Genomic DNA, 17,820 nt, shown 5'->3' with positions numbered 1-17,820 from the left:
CTAGATGGCAAAGTTTTCTAGATGACAAACGCCGGTAGTTTCAAATGCCAGCGGATCGCCGCCAAGCGAATGACCAGCGTGATGACCATGCCTAACATCATCGCCTGTTGCAGTGGCATGCCGAAGGTGTAATAAGCGGTGGCGTGGACGATGCCGCCGATAATACAGGCGGTGGCATAAATTTCAGTTCGCAGGATCATCGGGATCTCACGTGCCAGCACGTCGCGGATAATCCCGCCGCCGACACCCGTGATCACGCCCATGCAAATCGCCACCAGTGGTCCGGTTCCAGCAGCAAAGGCTTTGTTAACGCCGATGCCGACAAACACCGCTAATCCAATGGCGTCTAACACTGGCAAGATCCAGATCGGCAAGCGACGGGGTTGACGAATCAACAATAGCGTTAGCACGCAGGTAATCATCGCCACCACTAAATCGGTAGGATCTTTCACCCAGAACACTGGGCCGTTGGCCAGCGCCATATCACGAATAGTACCGCCACCGACGGCGGTCACTACGCCAAGTACCAGCACACCAAACGGGTCCATACGCAGTTTACCTGCCAGCAATACGCCGGAGATGGCAAACACGGCAGTACCGAGAATATCTAACCAGAACACTAACATCAGTGCACCTCCGCCAGTTGGCTACAAAGTTGCTGTGCGGCCAACATGATGCGTGGCCCAGGTCGGTTAAACCAATCCTCGTTCAGCGCGATGATTGGTACTTCTAACTGTGGTGCCCAAAAAGCTTTCACGCTAGCGATTTGCTTTTCACCGCCAGTAATCACAATCGCCTGCGGTTTGCGTGCGAGCACTTGTTCGCGGCTGATCTGCGGCCAAGGCATTTTGCTCTCGGCAAAAATGTTTTCAGCACCGCACAGCGACAATATTTGGCTTTGCAAAGTCGCGCCGGAACTGGTGAATAGGGGTTGGGTACCAAACTGCAACAGCACACGTCGTGGCTGATTATTGGCGTATTTCGCTTTTAGCGCTGCAGTTTGTTGACGTAGCTGCGTTGCGGCTTGATGAGCCTGTTCAGGATGGGGGCTGTATTGCGCTAAATCATCCAAGTTTTGGGCAATATCGGCGATGTTTGTGGCATCAGCGTAGAAAATCGGAATGCCAAAAGTGGCTAACTGATCCAACACTCGCTGCGGATTACCACCACGCCACGCTAAAATCAGATCTGGCTTTAGCGCGAGAACCCGTTCCAGGTTGATTCCTTGCCAGGAAGCAACCTGTTCCAACTTCTTTGCCGCAGGGGGATAGTCAGAATAAGCACTGACCGCCAATAAAACGTCACCCATGCCAGCAGCATAGGCCAGTTCGGTAGTATTAGGCGCTAGGCTAACCACGCGCTGGGCGGCACTGGCGGGTAGCGCCATCCATAGCACCAATAACCATAGGAGAGGGAAAAAGTGCTTCGGCACCTTAGCCACCTCTAGCCAAATCAGACAGCATAGTTTCGACCATCAATGACGACTGCTTGGCCGCTGTCACCAAGAACTCATCAAAGCTTAGGTGTGATTCTTGATCGGCGACGTCGGAGATAGCGCGCACCACCACGAATGGGGTGTTGAACAGATGGCAAACGTGGCCGATAGCTGCCGCTTCCATTTCAACCGCCGCGACGTTAGGGAAAGTCGCGCGAATGCGTGCCAATGGCTCTGCACCGTTAATAAACGCATCGCCGCTGCAAATCAGGCCGCGTACTGCGTTCAGATCGAGTTGCTTGATGCATTTTTCCGCCAGCTCGATCAGCTTCTGATCAGCGACGAAAGCCGCTGGGCAACCGGCCATTTGGCCAGGTTCATAACCGAAGGCGGTTACATCAGCATCGTGGTAACGCACTTCTTGCGAAACCACAATGTCACCCACTTTTAAGGTGGTCGCCAAGCCACCGGCAGAACCGGTATTGATCACTACGTCGGGTTTGCAGTGCTCCAGCAGCAGAGTGGTACCCATCGCCGCCGCCACTTTACCAATGCCGGATTTTAGCAATGCCACTTCAACACCATTGATCTGACCGGTGTAGATCTCGCAACCTGCACGCTGAAGGGTCTGACGATTGTCGATTTTATCGCGCAGCAGGGTGACTTCTTGTTCCATTGCGCCGATGATGCCTACTTTCATAGAGAATACTCGCTAATTGGGTATGAAAATTGCGCCATAGTCTATCATGGCTCTGTGAGAGAATAGTCAGTATTACTGGGCGACTAGCGCAGCAAAAGGAGAGGCGATATGTCAGAGATCGATTTTCGCAGCAAGATGAGCTTCAAACGTTTTTATGGCACACATCGAGATGCCCACACTGAATACGACATTATCAAACGTTTTGAAAGCGACCGTGGGCGGATTATCAATTCTGCCGCCATCCGCCGTTTGCAGCAGAAAACCCAGGTATTTCCACTAGAACGCAACGCAGCGGTGCGTTCACGTCTGACACATTCGCTGGAAGTTCAACAGGTTGGGCGCTATATCGCCAAAGAGATTTTCCATGCGTTGAATAAAAGTAAAAAAATCACTGAGTATGGGTTAGACCAACTGCAAAGCTCGTTTGAGAGCGTAGTGGAAATGGCGTGCTTGATGCATGACATTGGCAATCCGCCTTTTGGTCATTTCGGTGAGGCTGCGATTAATAACTGGTTCGATAAACGTTTGGATACCGCCAGTTGTGGCACGGCTCCGCAGAGCAACGATCGTTGTACCCCCGAATTTTTACGGCTGAAAGAAGGGGAGCCGGAGCTTAACCGCTTGCGCGGTAAGGTGCGACGCGATCTGGCGCATTTTGAAGGTAATGCGCAGGCAATACGTTTAGTGCATACCTTATTACGGCTGAATCTGACCTATGCGCAAATCGCCTGTATTTTGAAATATACCCTACCGGCTTATTCGACGGAGAAAGTGGCAGATTTTAATTATCTGACTAAAAAACCGGGCTTCTATTTAGCTGAGGAAAGTTTTGTTGCTGAACTGCGCCAAGAACTGGGCATGACCGAGTTCGCTCGCTTCCCGCTCACTTATATCATGGAAGCCGCTGATGATATTTCCTATTGTATTGCCGATTTGGATGATGCAGTAGAAAAGGATATTTTTAGCGTCTATCAACTGTATGATTATTTGAAGGAAGCTTGGGGCGAAGAAACTCCGGGGGATTTGTTCGATAAAGTCGTCGGTAACGCTTATCGGAAAATGATGAAATGTCCGGAACAGCGACGCAACGATAATATTTTCTTTATGACCTTACGAGTGAATACCGTCGGTGAATTGGTCCCTCATGCTGCGCAACGCTTTATTGATAATCTGGACATGATATATCAAGGGCATTTTAATGAGGCACTGCTGGAAGGTTCTAGCCCGGCTAAGCGTTTGCTGGATATATTTAAAGACGTTGCCATGAAGAAAGTCTTTAATCATCCAGAAGTGGAGCAGTTAGAGTTGCAAGGGTATCGGGTCATTAGTGGCTTGCTGGACATCTACAGCCCACTATTGGCAATACCATTAGCGGATTTTACCCGTCTGGTGCGGGAAGATAACCATAAGGGATATCTGATCGAAACGCGTTTGTTCCATAAGCTTTCAGGGAAACATCGGCAGGCTTATGTTGAAGCGACTGATGCACTGCGTGGTCAATCAGAACAACAGCATGTCATCTGGGAATATTACTATCGAGCGCGTTTGATTCAGGATTACATCAGTGGGATGACAGATATTTATGCCTATGATGAATACCGCAGGTTAATGGCGGCAGAGTAACTTTATCTCTGAGGATTATCCTATTCTTTCGGAGGGGAGCGACGGTTTTGAGTATTTCGAGTTTTGTAAAGACGGACAATATTTGTTTACTATTGCCCGTCGCCAGTTTCGGAACTTCAAGCTATTAATAAACTCTGAACATGCACAAAGATTTTGTACCTCCTGATTGATTTTATTAAGAGACACACAGATGAAAAAAACTGCACTAGTTCTGAGCGCGTTAGCATTAAGTATCAGTATGGCGATGAGCCCGATGGCGGCTAATGCCGCAGAAACGGCTTCTGCCAGTACCCCAACACAACAACTGCCAAGCCTGGCACCGATGCTGGAAAAAGTGATGCCTTCGGTCGTCAGCATTAACGTTGAAGGCAGTACCACGGTCAATACGCCACGTATGCCACAACAGTTCCAGCAGTTCTTTGGTGATGACTCACCATTCTGTCAGGACGGCTCACCGTTCCAAGGTTCTCCGATGTGTCAGGGCGGGCCGGGTGGGCAGCAAGGAACCAAAGAAGCCTTTAAAGCATTGGGCTCAGGGGTCATCATTGATGCTGCGAAAGGCTATGTAGTTACCAATAACCACGTGGTGGATAACGCGACCAAAATTCAGGTTCAACTGAGCGATGGTCGTCGCTTTGATGCCAAAGTGATTGGTAAAGATCCTCGTTCCGATATTGCATTGCTCCAACTGAAAGACGCCAAAAATCTGACTGAAGTTAAAATGGCAGACTCCGATCAACTGCGTGTGGGCGACTACACCGTGGCGATCGGTAACCCGTATGGTCTGGGTGAAACGGTGACTTCCGGTATTGTCTCTGCGCTGGGGCGCAGTGGCTTGAACATTGAAAATTACGAAAACTTTATCCAGACCGATGCGGCGATCAACCGTGGTAACTCCGGTGGTGCGTTGGTGAACCTGAATGGTGAACTGATCGGTATGAACACCGCGATCCTGGCGCCGGACGGCGGGAATATCGGTATCGGTTTCGCGATCCCAAGCAATATGGTGAAAAACCTGACGGCACAGATGGTGGAATATGGTCAGGTGAAACGCGGTGAACTGGGCATTATGGGCACCGAACTGAACTCTGAGCTGGCGAAAGCGATGAAGGTTGATGCTCAGCGCGGGGCGTTTGTCAGCCAAGTGTTGCCGAAGTCTTCCGCTGCTAAAGCCGATATTAAGGCGGGGGACGTGATCGTGACTCTGAACGGTAAAGCGATATCCAGCTTCGCTTCGTTCCGTGCAGAAATCGGCACCTTACCGATTGGTAGCAAATTGGCACTGGGAATTATCCGTGACGGTAAGCCGCAGACCATTGATGTTACGCTGGAGCAAAGCAGCCAAAGCCAGGTCGATTCCGGCAACATTTACACCGGCATTGAAGGGGCTGAATTGAGTAATACCCAAGTTGACGGTCATAAAGGGGTGAAAGTCGATAACGTGAAAGCAGGCAGTGCCGCTGCACGTATCGGTTTGAAAAAAGGTGATGTGATTCTGGGTGTTAACCAACAACCGATTCAGAACTTGGGCGAACTGCGTAAAATCCTCGACAGCAAGCCTGCGGTGCTGGCGCTGAATATCCAGCGTGGCGATACTTCACTGTATCTGTTGATGCAGTAATTTTTTGTAGCTCGTTGAGTTAACAACCAAACCCCGCTTGAGAAATTGAGCGGGGTTTTTAGTTTATGAGAATAGTTAATCAGCCAAATGTTCCTGAGCTACTCGGCTGACCAAATCTATTTCATCCAATAACTCCAACCATTCGGGTTCCAGATCGTTGTTATCGATGCCTTGGCGTAGCTGTTGCTCCAGATAGAAACACAGTTGTTTCAGTCGTGGGACACCGCTGTAGCTACAACTGCCATGTAGTTTGTGGATCAAATCGAGAATACTGTCGTCCTGTTTGCCATTGAGTATGGTCTGTACGCGTTCTTTTACCTGTGGCAGGAAGTCGAGAAGCATCTGTAATAGATCGCGCGCCAAGTCTTCTTTATTAGCAGCTTGGCGTAGAGCCAGTGACCAATCGAGCGACGGTTGAGGTTCGGTAACTCCCTGAGGCAACACTTTTTCAGGCTCGCTGTAATAACGTGATAGCACCACGGTCAGCATCGCCTCATCGATCGGTTTTGCCAGATAATCGTCCATACCGACTTGCAGTAGATGCTCGCGCTCACCACTGACGGCATGGGCAGTGACGGCAACAATCGGTGTGGAGTTATGATGTGGCATTTGACGGATCAGTTCACTGGTGCGAATACCGTCAATATTGGGCATTTGGATATCCATCAGGATCAGGTCCAGCACGCTTTCCCGCGCGAGGGCGATGGCTTCCTCCCCATTTTCACACAACAGTGTTTTTTCTACCTGCTCTTCTAGCAACGTGCCGATTAACTTCAGGTTAGCCGGGTTGTCGTCGACGGCCATGACGGTTAACGGCAAGCGTTTATGTTGCTGCGGGGCATTCAATGGGAGTGGTGCTTCCATCCGCAATAACGGATATAGACGACCACTAGTAATCGGTTTGGTCAGGCAGCCAATGGCTCCCAGTGTTTTGAATTTTTCAGCGTCAATTTGCGATTGATACGGCAGTGCTAGGATCACTCGTTTCGCCAGTTTCAACGCCTCGTTGAGTTTTTCCTGATGCTGTCCCGAGCCGATGGTTTCACGGAACGGGATTGGTACTCCCACTAATAGGAAGTCATAGTCGTTTTTCGCGAGTTGCGCCAAGGTAGGGGAGTGAGTCACGATCAACTGCGTGGCATTCAGCATGTTGAGCGTTGCTTGCGCCGCCGTTGGGTTGGCTTCGACATAAGCCAGTGTTTTTCCACGCAGGTCCGGCAGGCTTGGTGGTAACGACAGCATACCCTCGTTCAAATCAATGGTGATGTGGAACCAGAACGTGGAGCCGCGATTCAATTGACTATGGAAATTGATGTCGCCACCCATCTCTTTCACTAATTTTTGGGTAATGACCAATCCCAACCCGGTACCGCCGTGACGACGAGAAATGCTGGCATCCGCCTGACGGAAAGCTTGGAACAGTTGCGATTGCTGGCGTTCGGAAATGCCGATGCCGGTATCGTGGATCTGTATTTCTAGTTCCACTTGGCGTTCTAGGTGGTTACGCAGTTCGACGCGAATATCGATATTGCCGGTTTCAGTAAATTTAACGGCGTTGCCCAACAGGTTGGTAATGATCTGTTGCAAACGTAGCGAATCGCCAATGACTTGTTCCGGGACGTCGTTGTGCACATCCAGCGTCAGCTCTAGCCCTTTCTCGTGGGCGCTTGGTGCCAGTAAAACGATGACTTCATCCAACGTCTCGCGTAAGGCGAAGGGAATATGCTCCAGCACCAACTTACCGGCTTCCAGTTTCGAGAAGTCCAGCACGTCATTAATGATGGTGAGCAGGTTATTGGCCGAACGCTCAATGGTTTGCAAATAGTCGGTTTGAGTCTCGCTCAGATCGGTTTTCAACGTTTGGCGGGTAAAACCAATCACGCCGTTGAGCGGAGTGCGTAACTCGTGCGACATATTGGCCAAAAACTCAGACTTAATACGTGCGGCTTCTTGTGCCCGCTTCTTGGCGAGATCCAGTTCAACGTTCTGGATCTCCATTTGCTCCAGCGTTTCTCGTAAGTCCGACGTGGCTTGATCAATATTTTGCTGCATCTCTTCGTGATAGGCGGTGAGCGACATCGCCATCGAGTTAATGCCATTTTTCAGCATATGCAGTTCGCCGAGCATAAAGCCTTCGACCCGGCTGTCGAGCTGACCACGGCGAATGCGATCAACAGTATTCACCATATTGCGGATCGGCCCAGTCACGTCACGCATCAGGCGGTAGGCGAATAGGATGGCGATACACATGCATAACAGCAGCAACAGGGTGGAAATGAACACTTCTTTATATTGCTGCAGACGTACCGAGCTCAGATCCAGCTCGACCGCCACATAGCCGAGGCTGCGCTCTGGCTGCGTTGTGGCGCCACTCTCGCCATCGGGGTATTGGTTTTCCGACAGAATGGGCGTGCGCAGGATTAACGAATCGTCTTTGCGCGTTAACATCAGATCGGTGGGGAATGGCACACCTTTTGGTAGCTGCAACGGAGTCGTATTACGGTGATAATTCGATGTCACGAAGAGATTATTCTGCGCATCAAAAACCGTAATTGAGCGCACAATATCCGAATGGCGGCGATGTAACAGGCTGACCAATTGTCTGACCGACTCGCGACTGCGGAAAGTCATGCCATATTCACTGGCGACTGCCAGCGGTTCGATGATGCTAGAACCGGCGTCAACCAGTTGTTCTTGCAGCTCATTATAGCGATGCACCACAAAGAACGTACTGAGCAGCAGCCCGATCAATAGCGTCGGAGCCAGAATCAGTATCATCATGCGTGCACGCAGACTGTATTTGGTCATGAGATTCCAATGTGGGAGAATTGTCGCTGATTCCTAATGAACCAACATTTAATCGATAATTATGGCGCAATTCTACTCTCCCAAACGCCGCGTGACGACCCGGCAAACTTTACAAATGTTAACTGTGACAGTGACGGATCTCGATCCGTTCGGCCAGGGAGTGGCGCGTCATGAAGGTAAAGCGATATTTATCCCCGGAGTACTGCCGGGTGAACAGGCTGAAATTCAACTGACAGAAGATAAGCGTCAGTTCGCTAAAGGTAAGCTAAAACGCTTGCTGAATCATAGCCCACAACGGGTAGAACCGCGTTGTCCGCACTTCGGCGTCTGTGGTGGTTGTCAGCAACAGCACGCCAGCGAAGCCTTACAGCAACAAAGTAAGTCGGCTGGGTTGATCCGCATGATTGAGCAGGAAACTGGCATAACACCTGAGACGGATACGGTGATTGCCGGACCGCAATACGGTTATCGCCGTCGGGCACGCTTGGGGCTGGCGTGGCAAACCAAACAGCAAAAATTGGTGATGGGCTTTCGCCAAACCGCATCTAACGATTTAGTGCCGCTCACCCAATGCCCGGTGTTGGCACCAGAATTGGAGCAACTGTTATTACCGCTGCGTGATTGTCTGAATGGTTTACAGGCCGTCAAACGTCTCGGTCATGCTGAGCTGGTTTTAGGGGATAATGGTCCAATACTGGTATTGCGCCATCTGGATGCGCTAAAAGAGAGCGATCGCCAGTGGTTGTTGGATTTTGCGCAGCAGAAAAATCTGACGATTTATCTGGCGCCTGATAGTGATCACCTGGAAAAACTGCACGGCGAGACGCCGTATTATCAGGTTGACGGGCTACGCTTAGACTTTAATCCGCGTGACTTTATTCAGGTTAATGATGCAGTAAATCAGCAAATGGTCGCGCAAGCACTTGAATGGCTGTCAGTCCAACCCAATGATCGGGTATTGGATCTCTTTTGCGGCATGGGCAATTTTACCTTGCCGCTGGCTCGACGCGCCAACGAGGTGGTAGGCATTGAAGGTGTTGCCACGCTGGTAGCGAATGGGCAATATAATGCACATCAGAATTTGCTGAGTAATGCCGTATTTTTCCATGAAAATCTGGAAGAGGATGTCGCGCGGCAACCTTGGGCAGCACAAGGGTTTGATAAAGTGATGTTAGATCCCGCTCGTGCAGGTGCGGCCGGGGTCATGTCACAGATTGTAAAACTGGCACCAGAACGGGTGGTTTACGTCTCCTGTAATCCCACTACGCTGGCGCGTGACAGCAAAGTTTTGCTGGCAGCCGGTTATCGTCTTGCGCGGGTGCGGATGTTAGATATGTTCCCGCACACTGGGCATCTTGAATCAATGGCGCTGTTTATTAGCGACACTGTGCCAGAAGTCGCTGCAAAGTAGGGAGAAGTTATGGTTGCGGTAAGAAGTGCACATCTGAATACGGCGGGCGAATTCGCACTCGATGAGTGGATCGCCAGCCTTGGGCTACCTAACCCGCAGTCATGTGAGCGACTGGCCGCAACCTGGCGCTACTGTGAGCAGCATACTCAAAACCACCCTGACGTGTCATTGTTGTTATGGCGCGGTTTGGAGATGGTCGAAATTCTATCGACCCTCAGCATGGACAACGACAGTATGCGTGCTGCGCTGCTGTTCCCGTTGGTGGACGCCGGTATCGTCGATGAAGAAACCCTGACCGAAGAGTTTGGTAAGGGCATTACTTATCTGGTCCACGGCGTGCGTGATATGGACGCTATTCGCCAACTGAAAGCCACTCACAACGATTCCACCGCTTCCGTTCAGGTCGATAACGTGCGCCGCATGTTGTTGGCAATGGTGGAGGATTTCCGCTGTGTTGTTATCAAGCTGGCGGAGCGTATCGCTCACCTGCGTGAAGTTAAAGATGCGCCGGAAGATGAACGTGTGTTGGCGGCGAAAGAGTGTTCCAACATCTATGCACCGTTGGCTAACCGCTTGGGTATTGGGCAGCTGAAATGGGAGCTGGAAGATTTCTGCTTCCGCTACCTGCACCCGGACGAATACAAACGCATCGCTAAATTGCTGCATGAGCGCCGTATCGACCGCGAACAGTTTATTGATGATTTCGTCGCCTCGCTGCGCAAAGAGATGGCAGCAGAAGGTATTAAGGTCGAAATCTATGGCCGACCGAAGCATATCTATAGCATCTGGCGCAAAATGCAGAAAAAAGCGCTGTCGTTCGACGAACTGTTCGATGTGCGGGCGGTGCGTATTGTTGCTGAGCGTTTGCAGGACTGCTACGCCGCGCTGGGCATTGTGCATACCCATTTCCGCCATCTGCCCGATGAATTTGACGATTACGTCGCTAACCCAAAACCGAACGGTTATCAGTCGATCCACACCGTGGTGCTGGGGCCGCGTGGCAAAACGGTTGAGATCCAAATTCGTACCCGCCAGATGCATGAAGATGCCGAGTTGGGTGTCGCGGCGCATTGGAAATACAAAGAAGGGGCGATCGCTACGGTGCGTTCCGGTTACGAAGAGCGTATCGCCTGGTTGCGTAAACTGATCGCTTGGCAGGAAGAAATGGCGGACTCCGGCGAGATGCTCGACGAAGTGCGTAGCCAGGTGTTCGACGATCGAGTCTATGTGTTTACGCCAAAAGGTGATGTGGTGGATCTGCCCGCCGGTTCTACACCGCTCGATTTTGCCTACCATATTCATAGCGATGTTGGTCACCGTTGCATCGGTGCCAAGATCGGCGGGCGCATCGTGCCGTTTACCTATCAGTTGAAGATGGGTGATCAGATTGAGGTAATCACCCAGAAACAGCCGAACCCAAGCCGCGACTGGCTGAACCCGAACCTCGGTTACGTCACCACCAGTCGTGGACGTTCGAAGATCCACAACTGGTTCCGTAAGCAGGATCGTGACAAAAACATTCTCGCTGGACGGCAGATGTTGGACAACGAGCTGGAACACTTAGACATCAGCCTGAAAGAAGCCGAGAAGCTGTTGATCCCCCGTTACAACATGAATTCGTTAGACGAAATTCTGGCCGCGATTGGTGGTGGGGACATTCGTCTCAACCAAATGATCAACTTCCTACAAGGCAAGTTCAACAAGCCGAGTGCAGAAGAACAAGATCGCGAAGCGCTACGTCAGTTGGTGCAACAGAAAGCGCCGCCGACCACTCGCAGCAATAAAGATACTGGGCGCGTGGTGGTGGAGGGCGTCGGTAATCTGATGCACCATATTGCCCGTTGCTGCCAACCGATCCCCGGTGACGAGATCGTCGGTTTTATTACTCAAGGGCGCGGTATTTCGATCCACCGTGCGGATTGCGATCAACTGATCGATCTGCAATCTCATGCGCCAGAGCGTATTGTCGATGCGGTATGGGGCGAAAGTTATTCCAGCGGTTATTCGCTGGTGGTGCGCGTGGTGGCGAACGATCGCAGCGGTTTGTTGCGTGATATCACCACCATTCTCGCCAACGAAAAGGTCAACGTATTAGGCGTGGCCAGCCGTAGCGATACCAAAAAACAATTGGCGACCATCGACATGGACATTGAGATCTACAATCAGGCGGTGTTGGGGCGAGTGATCGCCAAGTTAAACCAACTGCCGGATGTGATTGATGCTAAACGCCTGCACGGCAACTAAATACCCTTCATCTTTCGGGCGCATTGCATTCAGTGTGCCCGCGTTTTATTCAGGATTACCCATGACCTCATCTGCTCCTTTACAACGTTTGTTGACCATTATGAAAACGCTACGCGATCCACAACGCGGTTGCCCGTGGGATCGTAAACAGACTTTTGCCACCATTGCGCCTTATACGCTGGAAGAAACCTACGAAGTGTTGGATGCCATCGAGCGCCAAGACTATGCCGATTTGCGCGAAGAGTTGGGCGATCTGCTGTTCCAGGTGGTGTTTTATGCTCAGATGGGGCAAGAACAGGGGCTGTTTGATTTTGATGATGTTTGCAGCGCTATCAGTGACAAACTCGAACGCCGCCACCCGCATATTTTTGCTGATGCCGATGCGGCTGACAGTGAAGTTGTCGCCGCACGTTGGGAGCAACTAAAAGCCGGCGAACGTGCCGATAAAGCGCTGCACTCGGCGCTAGATGACATTCCTCATGCTTTACCTGCCTTGATGCGGTCTCACAAGATCCAAAAGCGTTGTGCGGCGGTGGGGTTTGATTGGGATACCCTCGGCCCGGTGCTGGGCAAAGTGTATGAAGAAATCGATGAAGTGATGCACGAAGCGCAACAAGCGGTAATAGATCAGCAAAAATTGGAAGAAGAAATTGGCGATTTGCTGTTTGCCACCGTCAACCTCTCTCGTCATCTTGGCCATAAGGCAGAAAGCGCATTACAGGCTGCCAACCGCAAGTTTGAACGCCGTTTTCGTCAGGTCGAAGAAATCATCAAACAGCGCGGGTTGGTGATGGGTGAAGCAACGCTGGAACAGATGGAGGAGGCGTGGCAGCAGGTGAAGCAGCAGGAAAATACCCTCTGATTGTGACAAAACTTAATACTGTTTCCATTAAGCGGGAGTGATACAGAACGCCGACACGCCGCGAACCCATCCCTGGGGCTCGTATCGCGCATCCCTGCGCTCAACGGTCGGCTAACCTGCATCACTCCCACCAATAGTCCTGACACCGTTATTTAGTGATTAAATAACGTTGAAGTAGGAGTTATCATTCGGGTTTTTAGCTTTCCAGCGATTGAAGATCATGCTGCAATAAATAAATACCGCAACAATACTGACTGGCCCCAAGACGACTTGAATCAACGAGCCGGTGAAGTTCTCACTCCAACTGTCTGGCCCTGGGATCAATGCGGCAACGGTCGCAGCGGTAAAGATGGTGATAATAGGTAAGACCGATAACAAAGCCCAGAAACGACCTTTACCCAAGAAGTAAAAGTTACGTTCATAATCAGGGTTATTCTTATTCCAGCGCAGCTTGATATAACCCGCAACCATAAAGAGAACCGGTAACGTTGCCGCTCCCCCATCAAGGTTTTTAATTGTAATCAGAATCGTATTGATGCCTGAGTTGAACTGACCGAGCATAAACAAGATGATGATAACGGTGACCACCATTCCTTGCATTTTCAATGCGTTGATTGGCGTCCCCTCTTTATTCACTTCGGAAAGTTTTTTACCGAAAATGCCTTTTGGCGCATCAACAAACAGCATTTTTACCGGTGCCGCAGTCCACAGCATCAAAGAGCCGCAGAGCGTGGTGATCATCAGGAACAGGGCGATGACGTTGGTCCACCAGCTCGGGAAGTCCAACTGCTGGAATACCACATAAATAGTCGACAGCAGACCCAGATGAGCGGCTTGTTCAGCTGGCAGGATCATATTGATCAGTACCGAAGACACCACCATGATGCCGGAGAAAATAAACACGTTGAGCAGTAAGCCAATTTTGAAGTTACGCTCCCCGCCACGAATGTTGCGTTTGTAAGCGGCAAGTGCTTCCAAGCCACCCAGTGATTGCAATGCCCAAGACATCGAGGCAATTTTTGTCCAAGACAGATCAATGTGTTGCAAATATTCTGGTGCAACGACAGTGCCGTTAAATAGGATGGTGCTGGTGGTGATTTTATAGGTTGCTGCAATGATAAAGAGCACGGTTAACGCAAACCCAGCATACCCGGCAAAAGATAGCAGGCGAGACAACCATTTAGGCCCTTTCATGGACACCCATGTTGCGACCCAGAACAGTGCGATCGAACTGATACTGATAATGGGTTTAAACCAGGTTAAGGTCGTTAGATGGGTCACAAAAGCCACGTCATTAGAAATGGTGTACATGAAATAGGTAATGACGTTGGGCAATAGGTCAACGAAGTAGAAGATGTTGACGTAAAAATAGAAGAACCCGCCAATAAACCCCATCTTGCGCCCTAAGATCAGGTTTAACCAAGTTTGGTAACCACTTTCTGAATCACGGAGTTTTTTAATCGATGAAAACTCAATGATCATAAATGTGTACGGGATGGCGTAAAACAGTGTGGCAAAAGCATACAGCAGCCAAGAGTTATATCCCCAGTCGGTGTACTGGCTTACGACACCTTTAAGGACAAAACCGCCCCCAGCAATTGAGAAGAATAAAAATGTCATTAACGACATTTTATACCGTGGATCGGAGTTCTCAGACATGACCGTTTTCCTTTATTAGTTTTATAAAAATATCATCTATTCCATACGACCTCTGATGCTCTTTGCAGAGCATCAGAGGAACCCTTATCAGGCCATGTCGTGTTTAGGCGCTCGTACCGGGCGTAAACGGAAGGAGTAATGATAGTTTTGTGCAGGTAGTTGATAGGCGGTTGGAGGTAAAGAGCGCCATGAGTTTTGCCCACCAGTTCCCATTTGGGCTAAGTCTATGTTCCAAGTGGTAATATTGCCGGGCTGAACGTCAATGCCATGCTTACGCGATAGCGGCGTCAGGCCGGAGGCACTCATATCCCCATCGTCTGAAACGAAATCAAGTTCTTCGGCAGCAAACGGCCAAACGCTGGTATTGAGCAACTGGTCTTCAGCCATGGCTTCAAGGCCAAAGCCATCACGATTGACCACGCGTACCCAGCGAACATCGGTTTTGTTGCCGCTTTCTTGTGGTCTTGGATAGGCATGGAATTGCTCCCACGTCGTCCCGCCGTAGATACCCGCTTTTGCCCCTTTACGGTCAGCGTAGGTTTCCACCGGGCCACGACCAAACCACTGCATATATTGGAATTCAGCCGGTAATATTAATCGCGTACCGACTCGCATCATGATCGGCAACTCTTCTGAACCCGGCGTAAAACTGGTTTGTATCCGAATTTCACCATCGGCGTAGATGGAGTAAATCAGTGAATATTTACTGGCGACGGTAGGGAGTTCAAAGCGGCTGGTGATAACGACTTCACGGCTGGAAGGCATATCGACTTTCAGTGAAGACAAACGGCGTTCTTTGCCCGCATCTTGCCAAACTTTTGCCCATTCGAAGACTTTGGCACCGAGATCGTTATCAGTGAGTCCACGCCAGAAATTAGGCTCGATACCGCTGTGGATCAGGTCTTTCCCTTCCACGGTAAAACGTGCCATTTGGCCATTTTCACGATCAAACTCGATGGAGAAATCGTTACCTTTGATTTCAATGCGGTTTTTGTTCTCGTGTACTTCCAGTGCGGAGTGAATGGTGTTATCGGAATGCGGCATCACCGTCCGAGCCGTTAGATTAAACTGATCCCAAGCCAGTTCATAACCCACGCCAGTCAACGTTTCTTCATTTTTGTTGACCGCGCTGAGAGTGATTAAATACTCTTTATTGGGTTGCAGAGTCATCTTTTCTACTGGGATTTGAATGAGTTGGCGCTGACCTGGGGCAACAGCAATGGTTCCTAGACTTTTATGAGCCACCTTATGACCATCAGCCGTGATTTGATAGTGAATATCAAGATGGTCTAACCCAATAAAGTCATAACGGTTTTCGATTTCAAACTGTCCGGCAGCGGCATTGACCGCATGGAAGCGAACCGGCTGATAAACCTTTTTCACTTCAGCCATGTGTGGGTGAGGAACGCGGTCGGCGGCGACCAGACCATCATTCATAAAGTTACCATCACTCGGTTTGTCAGGATGGTAGTCTTTACCGTATCCCCAATACTTTTGGCCGCGCTCGTTGGTGAGAACTAAAGCGTGATCCATCCATTCCCAAATAAAGCCGCCTTGCAAGTTACTGCTGCGGTCAATGATGTCCCAATAGTCTTTCAGAATGCCGACCGAGTTCCCCATCGCATGGGCATACTCAATCATGATCATCGGACGACCATCGCTCTGTTGAGCAAACTCCTCTAAACGCTCCAGCGCGGGATACATTGGGCAAACAATATCGGTGTAAGGCGCGTCACCGGCGGGCTCGTATTGCACTGGGCGGCTACTGTCTTTGTCTTTTATCCACTGGTACAGGGTTTCAAACACGCATCCGGTACCGGCTTCATTACCCATCGACCAAACGATGACACAAGCATGGTTTTTATCGCGTTCAACCATCGCCTGTACGCGATCTAAATGAGCAGGTATCCAAGACTCGGTATCACCAATCTGTGTTTCTGGCTCCAAGGCTAACGGATGCGACTCGATATTCGCTTCATCTACAACGTAGAGGCCGTATTGATCGCAGAGTTGATACCAGCGGGAATGGCAAGGGAAGTGGCTGGTACGAACCGCGTTGATATTGTGCTCTTTCATGAGCCGAATATCGGTCAACATGTTCTCTTCAGTCGGGACGTGCCCTAAAGTCGGATGAAGCTCATGACGGTTTACCCCTTTGATTTTTATCGCTTTGCCATTCACGGTCAGTTGACCATTGATGATTTCAACACGACGGAAACCAATCTTATGGCTGGTTGACTCAATCACGTTGCCTTGCTGGTCGGTGAGTGTGAGCAACAAGGTATAAAGATTCGGCGCTTCTGCACTCCAAAGGCGTGGCTTTTCCACCTTACCGGTGAAATTAAAGTGCTGCTCAAGCCCTTTTTTAGTAAAGATTTCATTGCCGGTGATAATGGCATCAAAGTTTTTGGCATCGTCCAGCAACTGAATATTTAAATTCAGCTCATCGCTATGATTATCATAGTGTTTTAAATCTACGCTGAGACTGAAATTCCCTTGGGTAAAGCTGGCATCCAGCTCCGGTTTACAATGAAAATCGTAAATACGGGTTTTCCCGGTGGAGTAGATGAACACTTCGCGCTCAAAACCTGACATGTCTAACATGTCTTGTTTTTCGACATAACTGGCGTTGGCCCAGCGGAAAATCTCAACGGCAATGCTGTTCTCACCTTCTCGAACATAAGGGGTGATATTAAATTCTGCTGGATTTTTTGCGTTTTGGCTGTACCCAACTCGCTGACCGTTGATCCAAATAAAGCTAGCGGTTCTAGCCCCGGCGAGCTGGAGGAAAATTTCTCGCCCAGACCAGCTTCTTTCTAAATGGAAAGTACGACGGTATGAGCCGACCGGGTTGTAGTCTCGAGGCACTTGCGGCCATTGGGTGGTGAAAGGGAAGCGCTCATCGATATAAATAGCGTTATCAAAGCCTTGAGCTTCCCAGTTTCCTGGTACCTGAATGCTGTCCCAAGCGGAGACATCAAAGTTTTCTTGGTAAAACGTCTTAGGTCTGGATTCTGGGTTCTTCGCGCAGTTGAAGCGCCAAAGCCCATTCAAAGAAAGATAATTACCCGCGTCAGTAGGATGATTTTGGATAGCTAGATATTGATTAGTAAAAGGAAACAGGTGAGGTCTCGGCGCTTCCTTGTTAATGCCATTGATACGATGATCCTCCAGAACCGCAGGAACATGATTGTTCTCTTCATACAAAGCAATAATTCTTTCTTTATCAGAAACGACCGCGCTCATACTGGATTTCCTTGGATTAAATACAAAGTAAACTCAATTCAGTTAATGTTTTTACTAAATATTAAGTAAAAATTTACCGAAGAATTTAGCGTTTATTGCCGATCAATTGTGTGGGGTCTGTCGCAAATTGAGCAGTTTGTCGTCAGAACGTATCAATGACCGCCTTCGTTCAGAGTTTGGATAGCCGTTCAAAGGAGCTTCAATTTGTTGG

The 17,820-nt window shown here is 49.8% G+C and carries 11 protein-coding genes; 5 read left to right on the top strand and 6 right to left on the bottom strand.

Translation table 11 applies throughout. The features are described 5' to 3' along the window. Positions 1-17: 17 nt before the first annotated feature. From AC3ISQ_RS18265 to mtnN, 3 genes are read right to left on the bottom strand one after another with little or no spacing between them, the layout of a single operon-like run. Positions 18-626, bottom strand: coding sequence for a TRIC cation channel family protein (locus tag AC3ISQ_RS18265; protein WP_489348793.1), 609 nt, complete (start codon positions 624-626; stop codon positions 18-20). Next, a complete protein-coding gene (gene btuF, locus AC3ISQ_RS18260) occupies positions 626-1,387 on the bottom strand; it encodes a vitamin B12 ABC transporter substrate-binding protein BtuF (RefSeq protein WP_489353368.1) in 762 nt (253 codons plus the stop codon). The genes AC3ISQ_RS18265 and btuF overlap by 1 nt, the downstream gene beginning before the upstream one ends. 46 nt (positions 1,388-1,433) lie before the next feature. After that, a complete protein-coding gene (gene mtnN, locus AC3ISQ_RS18255) occupies positions 1,434-2,135 on the bottom strand; it encodes a 5'-methylthioadenosine/S-adenosylhomocysteine nucleosidase (protein ID WP_489348792.1) in 702 nt (233 codons plus the stop codon). Positions 2,136-2,243: 108 nt separating this feature from the next. Here mtnN and dgt point away from each other — a divergent pair, with 108 nt between their 5' ends. Beyond that, the gene (gene dgt, locus AC3ISQ_RS18250; protein WP_489348790.1) at positions 2,244-3,758 is read left to right on the top strand and encodes a dGTPase; all 1,515 of its coding nucleotides are present in this window, start codon (positions 2,244-2,246) and stop codon (positions 3,756-3,758) included. A gap of 190 nt (positions 3,759-3,948) precedes the next feature. Then, positions 3,949-5,379, top strand: a complete 1,431-nt coding sequence (gene degP, locus AC3ISQ_RS18245; RefSeq protein WP_489348789.1) for a serine endoprotease DegP — start codon at positions 3,949-3,951, stop codon at positions 5,377-5,379. 75 nt (positions 5,380-5,454) lie between these two features. Here the strand turns inward: degP and barA are convergent, their stop codons facing one another. Continuing rightward, complete coding sequence (gene barA, locus AC3ISQ_RS18240; RefSeq protein ID WP_489348787.1) at positions 5,455-8,187, bottom strand: two-component sensor histidine kinase BarA; 2,733 nt, start codon at positions 8,185-8,187, stop codon at positions 5,455-5,457. A gap of 61 nt (positions 8,188-8,248) precedes the next feature. On the opposite strand from barA, the gene rlmD reads away from it, so the two are divergent. The 3 genes from rlmD (at position 8,249) to mazG (ending at position 12,704) form a co-directional block, all read left to right on the top strand. Next, positions 8,249-9,598: a 23S rRNA (uracil(1939)-C(5))-methyltransferase RlmD gene (gene rlmD / locus AC3ISQ_RS18235; RefSeq protein ID WP_489348785.1), complete on the top strand. Its 1,350-nt coding sequence runs from the start codon at positions 8,249-8,251 to the stop codon at positions 9,596-9,598. Positions 9,599-9,607: 9 nt separating this feature from the next. Beyond that, on the top strand, positions 9,608-11,842 hold the full coding sequence (gene relA, locus AC3ISQ_RS18230; RefSeq protein WP_489348783.1) for a GTP diphosphokinase: 2,235 nt from the start codon (positions 9,608-9,610) through the stop codon (positions 11,840-11,842). A gap of 61 nt (positions 11,843-11,903) precedes the next feature. Beyond that, positions 11,904-12,704 carry a nucleoside triphosphate pyrophosphohydrolase gene (gene mazG, locus AC3ISQ_RS18225; RefSeq protein WP_489348781.1) on the top strand — a complete coding sequence of 267 codons (801 nt, stop codon included), beginning with the start codon at positions 11,904-11,906 and terminating at the stop codon, positions 12,702-12,704. Between the two features lie 159 nt (positions 12,705-12,863). Here mazG and AC3ISQ_RS18220 read toward each other — a convergent pair whose 3' ends face one another. Beyond that, positions 12,864-14,363: an APC family permease gene (locus AC3ISQ_RS18220; RefSeq protein WP_489348779.1), complete on the bottom strand. Its 1,500-nt coding sequence runs from the start codon at positions 14,361-14,363 to the stop codon at positions 12,864-12,866. 87 nt (positions 14,364-14,450) lie between these two features. After that, entirely contained in the window at positions 14,451-17,609 is a 3,159-nt protein-coding gene (gene lacZ, locus AC3ISQ_RS18215; protein WP_489348777.1) for a beta-galactosidase, LacZ type, read from the bottom strand. Between the last annotated feature and the right edge of the window lie 211 nt (positions 17,610-17,820).

Source organism: Serratia sp. KH_031, from assembly GCF_057839655.1.
The sequence above is the reverse complement of the archived record's forward strand: the minus strand, read 5'-3'. Positions and strand labels throughout refer to the sequence as shown.